Origin of the sequence: Mariniflexile gromovii (assembly GCF_017814435.1) — a bacterium.
GTDB lineage: Bacteria > Bacteroidota > Bacteroidia > Flavobacteriales > Flavobacteriaceae > Mariniflexile > Mariniflexile gromovii.
The window spans coordinates 61,647-82,537 of record NZ_JAGJCB010000001.1; the positions used below are offsets into that span (position 1 = coordinate 61,647).

The 20,891-nt window shown below is 34.4% G+C and carries 7 protein-coding genes; all 7 read left to right on the forward strand.

The window, feature by feature from the left end:
- The first annotated feature begins 205 nt into the window (after nucleotides 1-205).
- Entirely contained in the window at nucleotides 206-652 is a 447-nt protein-coding gene (locus J8H85_RS00270; protein ID WP_209651514.1) for a hypothetical protein, read from the forward strand.
- Between the two features lie 341 nt (nucleotides 653-993).
- On the forward strand, nucleotides 994-2,331 hold the full coding sequence (locus J8H85_RS00275) for a hypothetical protein (RefSeq protein ID WP_209651516.1): 1,338 nt from the start codon (nucleotides 994-996) through the stop codon (nucleotides 2,329-2,331).
- Nucleotides 2,332-2,430: 99 nt separating this feature from the next.
- On the forward strand, nucleotides 2,431-3,873 hold the full coding sequence (locus tag J8H85_RS00280) for a T9SS type B sorting domain-containing protein (protein ID WP_209651518.1): 1,443 nt from the start codon (nucleotides 2,431-2,433) through the stop codon (nucleotides 3,871-3,873).
- Nucleotide 3,874: 1 nt separating this feature from the next.
- On the forward strand, nucleotides 3,875-6,298 hold the full coding sequence (locus tag J8H85_RS00285; protein ID WP_209651520.1) for a PorP/SprF family type IX secretion system membrane protein: 2,424 nt from the start codon (nucleotides 3,875-3,877) through the stop codon (nucleotides 6,296-6,298).
- Between the two features lie 425 nt (nucleotides 6,299-6,723).
- The gene (locus tag J8H85_RS00290) at nucleotides 6,724-14,997 is read left to right on the forward strand and encodes a T9SS type B sorting domain-containing protein (RefSeq protein ID WP_209651522.1); all 8,274 of its coding nucleotides are present in this window, start codon (nucleotides 6,724-6,726) and stop codon (nucleotides 14,995-14,997) included.
- Nucleotides 14,998-15,002: 5 nt separating this feature from the next.
- Nucleotides 15,003-15,986 carry a PorP/SprF family type IX secretion system membrane protein gene (locus J8H85_RS00295; RefSeq protein ID WP_209651524.1) on the forward strand — a complete coding sequence of 328 codons (984 nt, stop codon included), beginning with the start codon at nucleotides 15,003-15,005 and terminating at the stop codon, nucleotides 15,984-15,986.
- 677 nt (nucleotides 15,987-16,663) lie between these two features.
- Nucleotides 16,664-20,875 carry a hypothetical protein gene (locus tag J8H85_RS00300; protein WP_209651526.1) on the forward strand — a complete coding sequence of 1,404 codons (4,212 nt, stop codon included), beginning with the start codon at nucleotides 16,664-16,666 and terminating at the stop codon, nucleotides 20,873-20,875.
- Nucleotides 20,876-20,891 lie beyond the last annotated feature (16 nt).

Here is a 20,891-nt window from a genome sequence, read left to right on the forward strand (position 1 = left end):
TTTAGAGTTGGTTTAAACTTACTCAAATTATTAATTGTTTTTAGTATTTGCAAATGTCTCATTTTTACTATAATACATGGTATTTATTTCAGTTCTGTTTTCAAATTATTGTGTAATAAATGAAAAAATTCGATTAAAAGCTTGTTTTTAACGATTAATTGCATAAATTTGTTTTTTCTAATCCCCAAATCCGTAAATCGCAAATATGAAAACAAAAATTATTCTACTTAGTGTTGCTTTATTTTTAATGGCAGGTGTTAGTTTTGCCCAAAAAAAGAATGATCCTAAAAGCATTATTAGTGAAAACGTAGCTATAAAAAAGTACCATAAAAAGGAAGAGTTAGAACGTATGCAAAAAGGGGAGTTGTTATCCCTATATATAGAACGTATTGTGGTTTTGACTAAAACCTTACCTTATATTGCATTTGCTACCAAACCGGGAGTTACCATGTCTACCTTAGGGATTCCTAATGATAGTGATAACAGAAAAATATTAGAGAGTCAATTTGAGGCTACAGACGATTATTTGGAAGCTACAACCGAATTTCATAAAAAAATATTACCATATTCAGATACTAGCAAATTAATTTCGGCTATTATATTTTATGAAGAAATTATGAAATCATTGCATGAGTATAGTGCATACCATTAAAAAAGATTCTATCTATTAATTTGAATTAGATAATATCAATACAATAAATTAATTATAAACAAAATCAATCTTATTTTCTAAGGTTGGTTTTGTTTTTTTATATCAAACCATACGTATCCATATTTATTTTTATATAAAAGGACCTTCAAATAGACATTTTTTTTGCAACAAAATAGTTTTTAGTCTAACATATGCGCATTTCATCGATAAAATTTATTTATAATTTTACTTATTTTGTGTATTTGGGCGAAATATTTGGTATTTCATGGAATATTTTTATAGATTTGACAAATATTCAGTAGAAAAATCTTATTTGGTTTTTACAATTAAAAAAAATGACTATGAAAAACTTCATTCAAACGACCTTTATATTTCTTTTTATACTGGGGAATCTTTATGGCCAACAAGAAAAGGGAATTATAGGAACTGCTAACTGGTTGCACAACTGGACAGAGTTTAAACCTAACCAAAAACAGTATGATGAGCCAACGCAAATATTAGCTGGTAATATTGATAAAGATAAAAAACTAGTTAAGAGAGAAACTTACATGTTGTTAGGAAACGTTTTTGTAACAAATAACGCTACACTTACCATAGAGCCAGGAACAGTAATCATTGGAGATTTTGCTTCAAAAGCTTCTTTAACTATTACTAAAGGCGCAAAAATTATTGCTGATGGTTTAGAAACAGACCCTATTATTTTTACGTCTAATAGAGGAATAAAACGCTCTGGAGATTGGGGTGGAATTATTCTATTGGGTGATGCGCCAACAAACAAATTTGGAAATGGTTCGGTAGCTTCGTTATATAGTGACTTATCGCAATCTTCTTATTCTTTCACAAATTATGGAGGAGTTAATGCAGAAAGTAGTTCTGGTATTTTAAGATATGTAAGAATTGAATTTGCAGGTAAGAGAATTAAAAATGATGATTATTTTGATGGATTGCTATTGGCCGGTGTTGGAAATAAAACCATTTTAGATAATATTATGGTAAGCTATTCCGGTGGTAATTCTTTTGAAGTTTTGGGTGGTGATGTTTGTTTAAACAAGTTAGTGTCCTACAGATCAAATAATAATGATTTTAAATTAAATTATGGAGCCCAATGTAAGATAGATAATTCCTTAGCCATAAGATCTCCTTATATATCAAGTAGTACTGCTGCTAGATGTTTGCAAATCACCTCTTATAATAAGATGGAAGAAGTTGATTTTACTAAAAAAGGCACAAGCGTAGAAGCCAAAAACTTAACGTTTATAAACGATAGTGAAAGTTTAAAATCTGATATTGAAAAGGGCTTGGTAAAAGATGCCGTTTTCATAGGTCAAAACGCCAATTTAAATATGAACAAAAGTGTTATTTCTGGGTTTAATCCAGCAGTAATATTAGAATCGTCTATACATATCAATCAGGAAAATTTAGAAAAAATCCAGTTTGCCAATATGTATTTCAATAACTGCAATGGAAATATTTTTCTTGAAAACGATTCAAATAATGAAGATTTGGAAAATTGGTATGGCAACAGTACTTTTTTTAACGTGTATTCCAAAAGTAACAATGCTGAAACATTTATTGATTTTTCCAATGAGAAAAGACCGGATTTTAGATTGCGTATCAATAAGATAATTGCGTCAAAAGATGCGACTTATGCGAAAGAAACAGTAGGAATAGGAAATTAAATAATATAATTCCTATGTAACTATTTGCTGGTAGAACTACTATTTATATGAGATTAAAACTATTGAAGTTTTATTGATAAAAGAAATAACACCGTATTTATGAAGAACTTTACTCTTTTTAACATTCTTGTTTTATTTGCACTTTTTTTTACCGAAACCATTTCTGCACAAATGATTATTGGTAAACCGAGCTTGCAATTTGGACAAGCTTGTGCAAGTCCTTCTTTTAACACTTACAACACAAAATTTAGTTTTACAGATCTTTTAGTGGGTGGAAGCAACCAGTTTATTATAGAGCTTTCAGATAGTAGTGGTAGTTTTTCCAATCCTACAGTTATTTATACATCAGCAGCTGGTGCTGTTACAACATCTCAAGCAACATTAAGTTTTTCTCTGCCAATAACAACCGCAGGCGAAGCCTACAAAATTAGAATTAAAAGCACATCTCCAGCAGCTACAAGTCCAGCTTCAGATGCTTTTGCTGCATATTATAAAATACATAATGAGCCTTTTAGTATCAATAATTTGGTTTCATCAAGTTCATATTGCTCAGGCGGAAGTTATATATTAACTATAGATAATCCTGGAACAGGTGGTAATAATTCACCTTTACAATACCCATCATTAACCTATAATTGGTATAAAGTTAATGAAGCTAACCAAACAACATCCGACTTTGTGGCTTCAGGACAAACGTTATCTGTAAGTACTCCAGGAACCTATTTTGTTAGAACCAATTATGGTACATGTACTTCAGATTCTTATTCAAATGCTGTAACCATTACTGAAGTTAATTCTGGTGCAAGTTCATCAATTGATTCTAGTTTAGGAAATCCATTTTGTCCAAGCGAAGGTTCTACAACGTTAAGCACTGTTAATGGAGATAGCTATAAATGGTTTAAAGATGGTATTGAAATACCAGGAGCTACCAACAGAACTTACGTAACAAATGAAACAGGAACGTATTCGGCTACGGTTAATTTAGGCACTTGTACTACAAGTGCAAGTATTGATCTTGAAGTAACTGGGTTTACTAGTAGTATAGATGTACCGGAAACCAACACATTAGATTCAAGTGGCACTTTAGTTGCTACTATAACAACAGATGCTATCAACCCTGAGTTCCAATGGTTTTTGAATGAAACTATCATTGCAAGTGCAACAAGTAATAGTTTTGAAGCTTCAGAAAGTGGGAATTATAAAGTGATAGTTACACAAACAGAAGATTGTGTGTCGTCAAAAGAATTTCTTTTCTCAATTACAGAGCCATTTCCAGATGTAGAAAACATCCCTAATATGATCAGTCCAAACGGTGACAATATTAATGATACTTGGGTAATACCTCAAAAATATATAACAGGAACAAATACAAAAATTGCTATAATGAATTCTCAAGGTAAAGTTGTTTTTCAAACCGACGATTATCAAAATAATTGGCCAGAAAATCAAATAGACTTTATAAATGTAAACCCTGTTTATTATTACGTCATTACAACATCAAGTAATAAAACTCTAAAAGGCTCGATAACGGTTGTAAAATAACATGCAAAAATCTCTCATCCACATAATATTCTTTTTATTTCTAACGCAGTTGCTTCATGCCCAAGATGATGGTGTTGTTGCTTTATCACTCCCTGTTAGAAATTCTTTAAAATTTAATAGATATGCTATTAACCCTACATTTAGTTTGGTAAGGGAACAAAATAAATACTTAACTTTTACCAATAAAAGAGAATGGGTTCAGTTTGATAATGCCCCACAAACCTACCTTTTTAGTTTTTCAGGAAGGTTTGCAGAAAATACAGGTGCTGGTATTGGTTTCTTTCAACAAGATTATGGCGTATTAACCACTTTTGGAGGGGTAGTAAATTATGCATACAATGTTGTTATAAATAGAGATAACAATTTAACATTTGGTTTAAATCTTGGTGTATATAAAAGTGGTATTAATGAGGGTAGTGTTGTTACAAACTATCCAGACCCTTCATTGCAAAATATACCTTCAAATATCATAGGCACTATCAACCCTGGTATAAATTATGGAACTACCTTTTTGGATTTTGGGGTATCATTAAATAACCTGGTTTCATACAATATTAAAACATCACAAATTATAGAAGAAAACCCTGAAGAAAGTATTCAAGTGCATGGTATGTACACAGGTTTTGTAGAAAGTCGTGGTTTTTTTGATGGAAGTAAATTTTCAGCACTGGTACGTTCAGAATTTAAAAAAGAAGAAACAGTCCTTTCTGGAATTTTGATGTTTAGTACATCAAAAGGCATTTGGGGACAAGCGGGTTATAATACCTTATATGGAGCATCAGCAGGACTTGGACTTAATATTACCAATCAAATAGCCCTAGAATATAACTATGAAAAGGAATTGGGTGAAATGTCAACTTTTGGAAATTCCCATGAAATTACCTTAGCATATAAATTCAAGAAAAAACAACGATATATTTATAGTGATGATAATGATGAAGAAGGTGCGTTAATTACGCCATCTACAAAATCAAAAAATACTTCTGCAAAACGTGACGGATCTAATACTAAAATTGATAGAAAAGCACTTGCTGAATCTAAAGCTGCAGAAAGAGCTAAAGCAAAAGCCGATGCATTGGCAAAAATAGAAGCTAGAAAAGCCGAACGACTTAAATCTGTTGAGCAAAGAAAAGATGTACAGCCGAAACCCGAAGAAGAAGTGATAGCTAAATTAACAGACGAAGAACAGGCTAGGGCAGATGAAGAGGCTAGAATGAAGTTAGCGCAAGAAGAGGCGCAAGCTAAGGCAGATGAAGAAGCTAGAAAGAAGCTGGCGCAAGAAGAGGCACAAGCTAAAGCAGAAGAGGAAGCAAGAATGAAGTTGGCACAAGAAGAAGCGTTAGCTAAAGCGAAGGAAGAAGCTAGAATTAAGCTAGCACAAGAAGAGGCACAAGCTAAAGCAGATAAAGAAGCAAGAATTAAATTATTACAAGAAGAAGCTAAAGCAAAGGCCGAAGCAGAATATGCTAAAATGAAATTAGCACAAGAAAAAGCGAAGGCAGATGAAGGAGCATTGGCTAAACAGAAAGCAAAGGATGCAGCAAATGCACCTAAAGATGATGCTAGTATTGCGTTAAATAATTTAACAAAATCTGCAACAGACTATAAATTAAAGCAAGAAGAATTAATTTCAAAATTAAACGAAACGGTAGCTATTAAAGAAAAAGAGCTTCAAGAATTAAAGAGAGAAAATGATTTAAGCGAACAAGGTATATATACAGCACCTAAACCTTTTAAAAGTATATCAGGTGAAAATGCAGCTTTAGAATCTTTAAAAAATCAAATTGATGAAGTCATAATAGCACAAGATGTAAAAATTAAAGAATTAGAAAATCTTTATAATGAAAGGCTTGAAAATGTGTCTAATGGACAAGGTTCAGGAAATGTAGTTTATTTAGATGAAATCAATGCACTAAAAGAAGCTCAATTGGAAACCAAAACGGTAAAAGCAGAATTAGATTCGCAATTAGAAATTATAAAAGAAGCTACCGAGTATGAACGTAAACGACGTATCAAACGAGCTGCTTATGATAATGAGGAGGATAGATTAGCTAAAGATAAAGCAGCGTTGAGTTTTATTAAACAATCAACACCATTGGCTACAACACCACTTAAGGAATCTGATTTTGATTTTGGTGAAGAACGAGGCAGTAATATTGAAATTATGAAAGGCGTTCGAAATGTAGAAAGCGGTTATTATATCATAATTGCAGTGCATAATGATGCAACCAAGAGAGATGAGTTTTTAACTAAAGCGGTAGCTGCAGGTCAAAAAGACATTAATTTCTTTTATGATGCTGCCTCTAGTAAATATTACATATATTATCAAAGATTTGATTCTATAGGAGAAGCAAGTGGTGTCATGAACTCTAAAGGAAATGCTCCTTATAATGCTAAAAAATCTATGATTAAAATTGAGAATTAGTAACTATTGTTACCTTATAGTGGTAATTTTTAACTCATAAATTTATAGTAAGTTCTTATTTACTAAATTTTTAAATAAAAATGAATGCCTCGAGGTCATGCCTCGGGCTTCATTTAGAATTATATAAAAAACTTTTTATAGCAAACTAAAAGATTATACTACTTTCCTTTTAAGTGTTTATATTTTAAATACTTAAAAATAATCGACCAAATCAATTTTAGGCGTCATTTCATCGATTAAACTCTTAATTTATGATATGTGTGTTTTATTGTTCAGAAATAATTTACGATATTTATATCGCTTAAAAACATTTATTCTGGATGAAATATTTTTTTTGTAAGAATAAAGTTGTTTTTTGCGAAACTAAGGCTATTATTAATATTTCTTTTTATGCCCCAGAAGAGAAATAATAAAAATAATTGACTATGAGAAAAACTACTTTTTTTAACCTACTCATTGTTTTATTTGCTATACTGAGTTTTAACAGTGTTATAGCTCAAAACCTAGTACCATTTAATCCAAGGTATGATGAAGCCATAAAAGGAGATATACTTTTAATTGGAAACAGTAACATGGGTGTGCATGCAACAAACCCTTATTCTGGAACTAATAATAATGAAAGTAGTACTAATAGAGACCAAATGGTATATGTTGACATTGATAATGATGGCAATACCTTTAACTCTAGTAGTGCCGATTTAGATGTACCAAATGATGTTAATTGTTACAAAATTGTATACGCCGGTTTGTATTGGAGTTCTGTGGTTAAAGGTAATACTGCCATGGAACAAATTAAATTTAAAACCCCGGGAAGTAGCACTTATTTAGATATTACCGGAACACAAATTTATTACCAAAACTCTTCAAACAATAGAAATTCCAATACGTATGCTTATTATCATGATGTAACAAATATCTTAACATCATTAAGTGATCCTGAAGGAACTTACACAGTTGCTAATATTTCATCTATGACCTCTGCCATGATGAATAGTGGCGATGGGCGTAATACCGAAGGTTTATCAGCAGGGTGGTCACTTTTTGTTATTTACGAGGACCCACTTTTACCAAGTAAGTATATAACATCTTTTGACGGATTTACAAAAATTGATAATCAAGCGCCTAATACACAACAGGATTTTGTTATAAATGGTTTCAAAACAATTCCTATGGGGCCAGTGCGGGCTAAATATGCTTTTAGTGCCTTAGAAGGAGATAGAGGATGGACTCAAGATTATTTGGAAATTAACGGAACAAGAATTAGCGCCACTAATTCAAGCGGAACAACCATTCGTCCTAATAATAACTTTTTTAATAGTACGGTATCCATTATTGATCCAGTCACTAATTCTCCAGTACTTTTTACAGATAGAAACCCTGCAAGTGCAAACACTTTAGGTTTTGATGCAGGTATTATAAACATACCCAATGCGGGAAATAGTTTAATTGCAAATGGTGATACATCTGCCAACATACGATTAGGTACCAATACTGATATATATTATTTTTATTTTAGTGCTTTTGCTATTGAAATTATTGCACCAAATATTGTACTAACCAAAATTGTTGAAGATGTAAACGGAAATGATATTGGTGGACAAATAGTTGATCTTGGAGATGAGTTATATTACACCATAGGTTTTCAGAATACAGGAAACGATGATGCAACCGATTTAACTATAAGAGATATACTTCCAACAAATATTGTATTTAATTATCCCTCAGATATTGGGGTTTTACCTACTGGAGTTACTGTTCAAAGTTATAATGCAGCTACTAGAGAACTTATTTTTAGAGTCGATCCTTCTGTGGTTGAGGAACATGACCCAATATCAGAAATTCGTTTTAAAGTTACAGTGGTATCTACATGTAGTTTGTTGAGTAATGCCTGTTCTAATAATATAGACAATCAAGCCTATGCAACTTATAAAGGCACTATAAATCCAGATTTCACTATTTCAGATGACCCTAGTTATAATAGTAACTCTGGCTGTTTGTTAACACCTGGTGCAACTAACTTTTTAGCCGATTTAAACAATTGTACTTTTGAAGAGGAAGTGATACTTTGTGGTGATAGTACAGTATTAACAGCGGGTAGTGGTTATGATGCCTATTCGTGGTCTACAAGTCCATCAGGAACACCTGTTATAGGAAATACGAGATCAATTACTGTTACAACGCCTGGTACTTATTATGTACATAATACAGCTATAGCACCTTGTCAATCTACCGACCAAGTATTCGATGTTATAACTTTTGGTGCTAATGTTACAAATCCCGTTTTACCTTTTGCAGACCAAGTAGTGGAATGTCCAAACGATGGAAAAAAACTACCCAATATTTTTCTTTGTGGCGCTAATGATTCCCGTTTTATAGAAACCAATATTACCGATACCTCATCTATTATTTGGGAAAAATTAGATGAAACAAGTTGTGCAGCGGTAACACAGAAAGATTGTGCTAATGAAAATCCTGCTTGTACTTGGAATCAGGTAGGAACAGGGCCAAACTTTACTGCAGATACCGCAGGTCAATACCGATTAACTTTAAATTATACAGGAGGCTGTTTTAATCAGTTTTATTTCAATGTGTATGAAAACTTATTAGTACCAACGGTTACTTCAAGAGATATTTACTGTACAACACCTGGTGAAATTAGCATAGGCGGTGTACCAAGTGGTTACGAGTATAGTATTGATGGAACTAATTATCAAACAAGCAATGTTTTTTCAATTACAACTCCAAATTTATATCCCGTTTATATACGACAAATAGGTATAACACCTAATCCCTGTATATTTACAGTACCCGATGTTCAAATAAGACAAAGAAATTTCACGGCTTCATCAGTAGTGGTTCAACCATATTGTAATGGCGAAAAAGGCAGCGTAAAATTAGCAGCTAATAATGTACGTCCACAATACTTCTATGCAATTTATCAAGGAGCTACTTTAATAAATAGTGTGGGTCCGATAAACGAAAGTGATTACACGTTTGCAAACCTAAATCCTGGAGCATATACAGCAACAGTATCTACGGAAGATGGTTGTACGGCAACAATAAACTTTGATATTATAAATCCGCCGCTTTTAACAGCAACTTCAGCACTAACAAAACCGCTCACTTGTACAGATGGAGAGATTACAGTGTACCCAGCAGGTGGGACGCCTCCTTATTACTACTTTGTTAATAGTACAACTGTTTTTCAGGGAGAGCCCATAATAGAAGTAACAACTCCAGGAGTTTATAATATTACAGTTATGGATTCCAATAACTGTTCTGCTGTAACTTCTATAACAGTAAATGCAACTCCTGCGCCCGATTTTAATGTTTCTAAAACAGATATCTTATGTACAAATGCGGGTGATGTAGGTAACATAACCTTTAATGTTACCAATGCTAATGGTAACAGTTTAATGTATAGTATTGATAATGGTGTTACATTTTTTAATTCACCAGTTTTTAACGGATTAGCTGCGGGTAATTATGATGCTGTAGTTCAATATTCCATAGGAACAGATGTATGTCTTTCAACACCGCAACCCATAACTATTACAACTACAACGGCTATTAATGGTACCGCTACTTTAACCACACCTTATACATGTACAACCAATGGTGTTATCACGGTATCGGGTGTTTCAGGAGGCACTTCACCATATACTTATAGTATTGATGGTGTCAATTTCCAACCTGGACTAACATTTTCAGGCTTAGTAAATGGTACTTATACAGTAACCATAAGAGATGCTAATGATTGTACATTTGCAACGGCTCCTATAACAATAGATCCTTTAAATCCTCCAACAGATTTAAGTTTTTCAAATACACCTTTAAGTTGTCCTTCAATAACTTCTAGTGTAACACTAACAGCTACTGGAGGTGTTGGTACTTTAGAATATCAAATTATTGCACCAGCTGCTTCTGCAACGGCATACCAAACATCTAACACCTTTAATGGTTTGTCGCCAAATACGTATACGTTCAGGGTAAAAGATGCGAATGATTGTATTTATACAGAATCTTACACCATTGCACCTTTAGTGCCTATAACATTAAAAACAGTTTTAACCAAAGATTTAGATTGTACGGCATCACCAGATGCTATCATAACTGGAACATTTTCAGGAGGTGTTGCACCTTTTACTTATGCCGTATCAATTAACGGTGCAGCATATAGTTCTTTAGGTACTACAACGTCGCCGTTCAGTTATTCAACTCCAACCAGTGGCACCTATCAATTTTTAGTTACAGATGCCAATGGTTGTACGGCAGAATCCAGTGTGCATACCGTTAATGCTATTTCACCCCCTAGTTTTTCTGTGGTACAAACACAACCAATTTTATGTCCTGGAGATAGTTCAGCAGCTATTAGAATTACAATAGATAATACGGTAGGTACACCAGCTTTTGTTGTTAATGTGAATAATGACACTACGGGAACTAATTATGGCACACAAACATCGGGCTTAACTGCAGGAACTTATACCATTACTTTAACCGATTCTAAATCTTGTACAGACACAAAAACGATTGTAATAAGTGAACCAACGCCTATTAATGTAACCCATCATGCAGTTGATATTACTTGTGATGCTATTTTTGGAATTTCAAAAGGTTCGGTTATCATTGATGCGGTTTCTGGAGGTACAGCTCCTTATAATTACTTTGTAACTGGAACTAATGGTTATTCTGCTTCAGAACTTAACTCAGCCGGAACAACTTCCTTTACTTTTGACGTGGTCGATTTTGGATTATATCAAATAAATGTAGTTGATGCTAATGGTTGTTCAGTATTAATTGAAGATGTTTTAGTGGCATCTCCTCCAAATAATTTAGATATTACAATAACCCCAACAGCAAACTGTCTTACAGGCGGTGAAGCAGAGGTAAGAATTGGTACTGCATTGGCAAGTGTAGGTCCTTTCTATTTCAGTATTTATCGCGGACCAACTTCTGTATATCCAAACCCAGTAGGTACTTGGTTTCCAGAAGATGCTTACCAAAGCAAAAAAACAACGTTTACAGGGTTAGTTCCAGGAGTTACCTACACATTTATTGTTTATGATGATGCAACAAATTGTAGCTACTATCAAACGGCAACAGCACCCATACCAACAAATTCAACATTAACAACTTCAGCTTTAACCGCTAATAATATTACATGCGTGGGAAGTGCCGATGGTAATGTGTCATTTACAATCAACAGTGTTTATGGAGTAGCAACAACTGTAAATTATGAAATATGGGATTCTTTATCAACAACACCTACGGGAATTAGTGGAACCGGAGTTGTACCTGCGGGTGGTTCTTTACCAATAGCTAATTTAGGGCCATTACCTTATGGAACGTATTTTGTTTTGATTAGTGAAACCGTTGGACCAAATGCAGGGTGTGGCGTGGTAACCGATCCTTTTAATATAAGTGAATCTGCCATTGATTTAAGTATTAGTGCTACTGTTGATAAAAACGCGAATTGTAATACCAATTCAGGTGTTATAAGTGCTATTGCAAGAGATGGAACAGCTCCTTATTTATATCAATTAACCACATCGGCTACTGCTCCCTTGGCAACCGATCCTTTATGGGCATCTGCATCAACTTTTAATAGAGATGCAGGTAGTTATTATGCGCATGTTAAAGATGCTTATGGGTGTATAAAAACAACTGCAGTTGTTTTTATACCATCAGATCCTTCACCGGTAATTTCAGCAACACTAAATAATCAATGTACAGATGTTGAAGGAAGTTTTGCTATTGATGTTGTACTTGCAACAGCAGGTATTGCACCTTACGCTTATAGTATTGATGGAGGCGCTTTTCAAACTAAAACAGCTCCTTTTACCATCTCAAATTTAGCATCGGGAAGTCATACTGTTGAGGTTAGAGACGCTAATGGCTGTGGTAATTTAGCAATTGTAAATATTGAGGCACCATTAGGTTTAACACCAGTTATTACAGCTGCACCAACATGTAATGATGATGATGGTGAATTAACTTTAACGGGTACGGGTGGCTCAGGCTCATATACTTTTAGCATAAGTCCAAGTCCAGCAACAGCTAGCATTAGTGGGAATGTTATTTCAGGATTACCATCTGGAACTTATACCGTAACCATGACAGATACTGCTACTTTATGTACGGCAGATGTTGAAGTGTATTTACCAGCAACAACACTTCCAACAATAACACTAGGTGCACCAACACAAGTGACTTGTTTTGGAGATTCCAACGGTACTTTTGAAATTACTGTAAACGGTTATTCAGGTCCTTATTCTTTTGAAGTTTTTAATAGTTCAGGAACATCAATAAATGGCGTTGTATCTGCAAATACCTCAACCAATCCGTTATTGGTAACAGGAATACCAGCTGGAAATTATACGGTTGTAGTAACTGAAACAGCGAGTCCGTTTTGTTCTGCCTCTTCAAATGTAGTTAACATTGCATCGCCTATAAATCCGTTATCGGTAACAGCTTTAGAAACATCTAACGTTACATGTGATGATAATAAAGGTACCATTTCAGCTACAGCTACTGGTGGTTATGGTCCTTATGAATATGAATTAACAGGTTCAGCTACCGTGGCTTATTCTGCGAATGGAAACTTTAGAAATTTGTCTGCAGGAACCTACACAGTGAATGTCAGAGATTCTGGGGGTTGTATTGCTTCAGATAATGTGACACTTACAATACCATCACCAATAAATGCTGTTGTAACTGCAAATACAACAACATTATCTTGTTTGGGTGATAAAAATGCGACTATTACTGCAAATGCAGTTAGTGGTGGTCAAGGCAGTAATTATAGTTATACGCTTCACATGGTTTCGCCAATTGTAACAGCGTCTGGTCCACAATCATCATCCGTATTTAGTGGGTTAGGAGCGGGAACTTATAATGTGGTTGTTACCGATGGTTATAACTGTCAATTTACATCACCAAATATTGTAATTACCGAACCAACTCAGGTAGAAGCAACTTTAGTAAAGGCAACATCGCAAACCTGTACAACCAATGCAACATTAAGATTAAGTGCTACGGGTGGAACAGGTCCGTATACCTATAGTGATACGCCAAATTTTGCAACCGTTTTAGGTACCTTTATGTCACAATCTTCAGCAATATCAGTACCTGCTGGAACCTATATGTATTATGTAAGAGATGCTAATGGTTGTGTTGCAAACGTATCGAATCAAATAAAAATTGATCCGCTTCCAACATTAGTTGTTAATTTAGATACTACGAATGCTTCTATAAATTGTTCGGGTGATACTACAGGTGTTATTATTGCCAAAGCTGAAGGTGGATTAGGCAGTTATGTTTATACCTTGCAAGATGGCTCTGGCACCAATATACCAGGAGCTATTCAAAATAGCCCAGGGGTTTTTACCGAACTTTCTGTTGGAACCTATCAAGTACGTGTTGATAGTGGCGATTGTTTAACTACAACTTCTCCAATCACAATTTCTCAGCCTGCGTCTCCATTAGTGGCAAATTTTGTACCTACAAATATTACATGTCCAGGAATAAATAATGGTCAGTTGGAAATTACGGCTTCTGGAGGAACAGGTATTATTAAATATGCTATTTCACCACGACTGGACCAATTTTTTGAAAGCCCCATATTTGAAAATCTATCACCTGGCAATTATCAAGCGATGGCTCAGGATGAATTGGGTTGTTTTGTTACCTATGATTTTGTTATAGATGAACCATTACCAGTAACAATTACGATTGTTCCTAATTCAATGATTCCAGAGGTTTGTACAGGCGATATGGATGGTGAATTTAGTATCGATATTTCAGGTGGAACAGCCCCATACAGCGTTGCTATAGATGATATTAATGGACCTTATACAACAGGAACACCAACACAAACACAATTTGATTTTACAAATTTAGATGGAGGCGATAAAATTGTATATGTGCGTGATGCGCTTGGTTGTGAGTCAGAATGGAATATCACAATGCCCGAATCTGTTACTATTAATCCTGTAGCCACGGTTGTGTTTGGTTGTACCAACAACGTTTCAACCAATACAGTAACAGTTACGGTTGATGCAAGTATTAACAATCCCGCCGATTTAGATTATTCATTAAACGGGGGCACTTATCAAGCAAGTAATCAATTTGTTAATGTACCAGCTGGTTTAGGGCATTATATAGATGTAAGGCATACAAATGGATGTATTAAAAGAACTGCAAGTTTTGATATTGAACAATACAACCCATTAACTTTGGTGTTGCAAGATGGTGCAATAAATGAAATTGTTGCAGTAGCAGCAGGCGGCTCTGGTACTTATGAATATACACTTAATGGGGAATCAAAGGGTAGTACCAATACGTTCTTTATTTATGAATCTGGAAATTACACGGTTACAGTAACCGATAGTAATGGGTGTTTTGCATCTGCAACTAGGTATTTTGAGTTTATAGACTTGTGTATCCCTAATTATTTCACACCAGATAAAAATTCTAATTATGAATGGGGTCCTGGTTGTGCCTCGCAATATAGAAATTTAAAGTTCCATATTTTTGATAGATACGGAAGAAGAGTAGCCACTTTAGGTGTTGATGAAAAATGGGATGGAAAATATAATGGACTAGAACTGCCAACAGGCGATTATTGGTATGTAGTAAAACTAAACGAAATAAAGTATGATCGAGAATTTGTTGGACATTTTACGCTTTACAGATAAAAACTATGCGTAAAACACTCCTATATATTTTTCTACTATCCATGGTAAGCATCCATGGGCAAGAGCTTCACTTGCCCGTCTTCACGCAGTACTTGGCCGATAACAACTTTGTGGTTTCGCCAACCTATGCGGGCATTGGCGATAATTTAAAGATCAGGGCCAACGGTTTAACGCAATGGGTTGGCATCAAGGGCGCTCCCGATAACCAATCGGTATATGCCGATTTTAGGATCGCCAACCGATCGGGGGTAGGGTTGTCCTTTTACAATGATAGGAACGGGAACACCATCCAATCTGGGGGAAAGGTTTCCTTTGCGCACCATTTGACCCTGGACTATTATTCAAAACAGTACCTTTCCTTCGGGATATCGTACAACCTGAACAACTTCAGGATCGATGTTAACAACTTGTATGGCTATGATGAGAACAATGGGAATCCGGTTCCTTCGACCGTATCGGATGACAGGCGCACATCGAACAACAATTTCGACGTAGGTATCCTTTACAGGAACAAAGGATTCTTTGCAAGTTTCAATGCCAACAACATCCTTGAGAAGAACATAGATGAGGACATCCGGAAAGCGGAACCCGGTATGCTATTAAACTACCAGGTATATTCTGGGTACACCTTTAGGGGTCCCAATAAAAACGGCCTGGAGTTTGAACCGTCCATTTACTACCAAATGTTCAGTAGCGATAACCGTTCCAGTACCGATGTGAATTTTAAGTTCAGGAAATACAACAGGAACGATGATTATTATTGGGCGGGCATCTCTTACCGTTTTTTGAACGACCAGTTTTTAAGGCCGTTGAACGTAGGGCCCATGGCAGGGCTAAAGAAAAACAACTTTTACTTTGGCTATGCGTACCAAATTACCATGAACGACCTGTCTGGTTTCAATTCCGGTACGCATGTGGTAACCATTGGATTGGATTTTCTACAGGGCATCAGCAATTGTCCCTGTACCCAAAATCCGGTACATTATTAATCTGTTTTTTATAATATTAAAGGCTTAATTCTTAGAAAAAATCTCAATAAAAGTATAGAAAAAGGATAAAATTTTCTTTTTAATTAAATAAAATTTAAAGGTTGAGGTAAGTAAAAAAAACTTCAAATAAACTTCTTTATTATCAATTATGCCCTTCTAAAAGTATCTTACATATTGGTTTTTTTGGCGCTATAAAAATTTAACAAAAATCTTTTTTGATGGAATTTTTGTAGTATTTTTTATATTTTCTTCCTTTCATACAACAAGAACAATCATAAACTAATCAATTTAACGGCTTGTTATATAGGGTATTATATTTTTTAAAATATAATTATCCTTCAGATAATTTTTTAAAAATTCTATAAAAAATACCGTTGTTCTGCAAATTTATCGGATTTAAAAACATGAAAATACACGTTAAAAAAACAATAAAATGCATTTTATCGAAAAAAAGTTACGTTTCATGGATTTTTTTTATATTTTTGGGTTTTGTTATTGAGAAGTGTTGTAGCCCACAATAACAGAAAATGTTTTATTTAAAATTGTACAATAACTCTAAATTTTTTTTAGAATCTCTCTAGGGAAAGAAAAAGCAAAATTTAATTATGATTAAAAACTCTACTTTTTTCAGTTTTCTACTTTCTGCACTAATCATTTTTAACAATTTTATTAAAAAGATGATTTCTTTATTAATAGAAGTTGCTAAAAAATTAAGTAATACAAAACTCTTGTTAATCTTTGGTTGTAGTGGTTCATTGCAACTTAAGAGAGTAGCTTACCAAATGGTATGTTGCTTAATTTTATTGAGTAGTGCAACAGCATTTTCACAACTTGCAAAGCCGTTTACTACTAGGCTACCAGGAGGAAGTGTTAAAGTAAAAGGAGATATTGTTTTAATTGGAAATAGCATAATTAAAGGTCAAGGACTAGCTGACCCGTATAATGGAAGTGGTAACAATAATAGTTATGACGGAGAATATATAAATGTTGCATCAGGAGGAGATCCGTCAATATTTAGTTCCAGTACAGCAGATTTAACTTTAGATACGTCATGTAAAAATATTTTATATGCTGGTTTATACTGGGCATCTGTGTATCCTAATGAGGTTGGTACCAATTCAGGGCAACAATTTGTTGGTACACCTAGATTAAATGATTGGAATCAGGTAAAATTTAAGTTGCCAACAGGAGGGTTTGTTGACTTGGTTGCTGATAATAACCCAGACCCTGCTGGAGAAGAAGATGATATTATTTTTGATGGTTATGATTATTCTAATATTAATAACTCATTTAAAGATTCACCTATAATATGTTATAAAAATGTTACAAATTTATTACAAGGATTAACAGAAGCTGAAGGAACCTATACCGTTGCCAATTTAAGAGCTACCAGAGGAAAAAGGACTGGTGGTTGTGCAGGAGGGTGGACGCTTGTAGTAATATATGAAAGTCCTACTTTGCCTAGTAAATTTATTTCTATTTTTGACGGTTATGCAGGTGTTCAAGGAAGTACTTCTGTTGATATCCCTGTTTCTGGTTTTCAAACCTTGCCCGCGCCATCTCCAGTCGTTGCTAGAATTGGGGTTTCTGCTTTAGAAGGGGATTATGGCATATCTGGTGATACTTTTAGATTCAAAGCAAGTACATCTGGTGTATTTACCACTATAAGCGATGCTTTAAGCCCTGCAAATAATTTTTTTAATTCTAGAATTACAAATAATGGTTCTTATTTAAATAATCGAAACCCTAATAGTAGGAATACATTAGGATATGACATTAAGAATGTGATCATCCCCAATCCACTTAATGGGGTTCTTCCAAATAATGCAACGGCTGGAGATCTAAAACTAACTACAAGTGGTGATGGATATGGAGCTTTTGTTGCTTCTTTTGCAGTAGATATTATAGAACCCAAGATTTTACTAACTAAAATTGTAGAAGATGCATTAGGAAATGATGTAAGCGGTGCCGATGTAACTCTTGGGGATGAGTTAAATTACATTATAGGCTTTCAAAATATAGGTAATGATGATGCCACTAAGTTTACTATTAAAGATATATTACCTGTAAATGTAATTTTTAATTATCCTGCAGACATAGGGATTTTGCCTCCAGGGGTGACAGTTCAAAGTTATAATCCTGTAACCAGAGAAATTATTTTTAAAATTGATGATTCAGTAGTGGAAATTAATGACCCTGTTTTAGAGATTCGATTTAAGGTACGGGTTGTGCCATTATGTAACATGTTAAGTGATGCTTGTTCTAATAGTATTGATAATCAGGCATATGCTACTTATGAAGGAGTTTTTAATCCTAATTTTGTTATTTCTGATGATCCAAGTATTAATAGCAATACAGGATGTATTTTAACGCCCAAAGCAACAAATTTTTTAGTTGGTGTAGATGATTGTTTGTTTACTGGAACCGAAGTGCTTTGTGGCGCAACTGTAGAGTTAACAGCGGCAAACGGGTATAGTTCTTATTCTTGGTCTACGAGTCCAACTGGTACTCCAGTAATTGGAACCACTCAATCTATAACGGTGTCAAATGTTGGAACTTACTATGTTCATAATACGGCGGTCGCTCCTTGTTTGTCTATTGATCAAGAAATTACAGTTGTCCCATTTGGAGGTGTTTTGACAAATCCTGTAATTCCATATGCGGATGAGGTAGCCATTTGTCCTAATGACGGAAAACCATTACCTAACATATTTCTATGTGGAGCCAATGCATCTCGAGAAATTCGAACAGGTATTTCAGATGGATCAACCATTATTTGGGAGAAATTAAATGAAGGAAGTTGTGCAGCAGGTTTTAGTCCTAATTGTGCGAATGAGAGTACTTCTTGTACATGGACTCAAGTGGGTACTGGACCAAACTATACAGTGAATACTTCAGGGCAATTCAGATTGACATTGAATTATGCAGGAGGTTGTTTCAATAGGTATTATTTTAACTCCTATCAAAACTTATTGAATCCAACGGTGTCAACTCGCGACATTATATGTACCACACCTGGGCAAATCACGATTGGAGGAGTTCCTGCTGGATATGAATATAGTTTAGATGGTGTAACATATCAATTGAGTAATATTTTTACTATTAATACTCAAAATACTTATACTGTTTACATAAAGCAACTAGGTGTTACTACTAATCCTTGTATATTTTCTGTACCAGATATTCAAATAAGACGAAGAAATTTTACGGTTTCAACAGTTATTACGCCTCCGTTGTGCCATAATGGAAAAGGATCTGTAATATTAGCGGCTAATGATGTACGTGCCCAATATTCTTATGCTATTTATCAGGGTGCTACTTTAATAAATAGTGTTGGGCCAATAAACCAAGGTGATTATACCTTTGCAAATTTAAACCCAGGAAACTATACTGCTACGGTATCAACTGAAGATGGGTGTACACAAACTGTAAATGTTCAAATTACCAATCCTTCATTATTAACAGCAACTTCAGCAATTACAAAGCCGTTAACTTGTACCGATGGTGAAATTACTGTTTATCCAACTGGAGGTACCGCTCCTTATTTTTACTTTGTAAACAGTACAATTGATTTTCAAGATGTACCCGAAATTGTTGTTACAACATCGGGAGTATATGACATAACTGTCGTTGATTCTAATAACTGTAGTACAACTACTTCAATTACGGTTAATGCTATTTCACCACCTGTTTATACTGTTAGTAAAACTGATATTTTATGTTATAATTCTAACACAGGTGAGATTCGATTTAATGTTTCAAATGCGAATGGTAATAATTTGGAATTTAGTATAGATAATGGTGTTAGTTTTACCTCTAATCCGGTTTTTTCAAATCTAGGTCCAAATACTTATCAAGCTTTGGTTAAGTATACATTTAGTGGATCAGAATGTTTTACAACAGCACAAAATATAACTATAACCCAACCAGATGCTGGTTTAACAGCTTCAGCAGGAGTATCAGAGTTAGCTGGTTGTGGGCCAAACGGTGCAGGGAGATTGCGAATTACCAATCCTCAAGGAGGTACAGCACCCTATGAATATAGTTTTGATAACCAAGCAAGTTGGAGTACCACCAACGATGCTTATTTACAACCAGGAACTTATACATTGTACATAAGAGATGCCAATGGCTGTATATATGCAATGCCTAATATTGTTTTGGATCCAGAACCAGTTGCTCCAACTATAAATGTGGGAACTCCAAATTATAATTGCGACGGTTCAGCAAACTCAACAGTAACTGTAACCAATGAAGAAGTTGATACTTTTACATATACCTATTTAATAGATGGTGTACCAAATACGAATACAGCCGATCCAAAAACTTTTTTAAATGTACCAGAAGGAGAACATATTATAACCGTAGGGTATGTTTTATCGAATGTACCAACTTATAGTAATTTGTTGAAGGAAGATTTTGGTTCTGGATCTGATGTGTCTTCACCTGGTATAAATCCAGCTTTTTGTTGGGAGAAACAAGATTTTACATCATGTGATAAAAATGGAAGACTGAATAATGGGGAATATACTATTACTAAACGTTTAGAAAACAATCCGTATACAGGCTGGCACAATCCAATAGATCATACGAGTGGAAGTTCAACAGGTAGATATATGGCTGTTGATGCAGGAAGTGTAATTCCAAATAATGCAGTTCTATATAGAAAAACTATTAATGATATTATTCCTAATCAACCTATACAAGTAGTATTTTATGCTACAAATTTATTAAAAGTAGGAAATACACAACCAAATGCCTCTTTAACGGTAGAATTGCAAAATAGTTCAGGAACTTCATTGTCTTCTAGTTCAACAGGTGGAATACAAAAACAAATGGGTGGGTTAGATATGAAAGAACTATTAATCCAGGAAATAATACAACCTTAGATTTTGTTTTAAGGCT

Excerpts from the sequence above, each read along its gene's own strand:
- J8H85_RS00270 (WP_209651514.1), top strand. The coding sequence starts at position 206 with ATGAAAACAAAAATTATTCTACTTAGTGTTGCTTTATTTTTAATGGCA.
- J8H85_RS00275 (WP_209651516.1), top strand. The coding sequence starts at position 994 with ATGAAAAACTTCATTCAAACGACCTTTATATTTCTTTTTATACTGGGG.
- J8H85_RS00280 (WP_209651518.1), top strand. The coding sequence starts at position 2,431 with ATGAAGAACTTTACTCTTTTTAACATTCTTGTTTTATTTGCACTTTTT.
- J8H85_RS00285 (WP_209651520.1), top strand. The coding sequence starts at position 3,875 with ATGCAAAAATCTCTCATCCACATAATATTCTTTTTATTTCTAACGCAG.
- J8H85_RS00290 (WP_209651522.1), top strand. The coding sequence starts at position 6,724 with ATGAGAAAAACTACTTTTTTTAACCTACTCATTGTTTTATTTGCTATA.
- J8H85_RS00295 (WP_209651524.1), top strand. The coding sequence starts at position 15,003 with ATGCGTAAAACACTCCTATATATTTTTCTACTATCCATGGTAAGCATC.
- J8H85_RS00300 (WP_209651526.1), top strand. The coding sequence starts at position 16,664 with ATGATTTCTTTATTAATAGAAGTTGCTAAAAAATTAAGTAATACAAAA.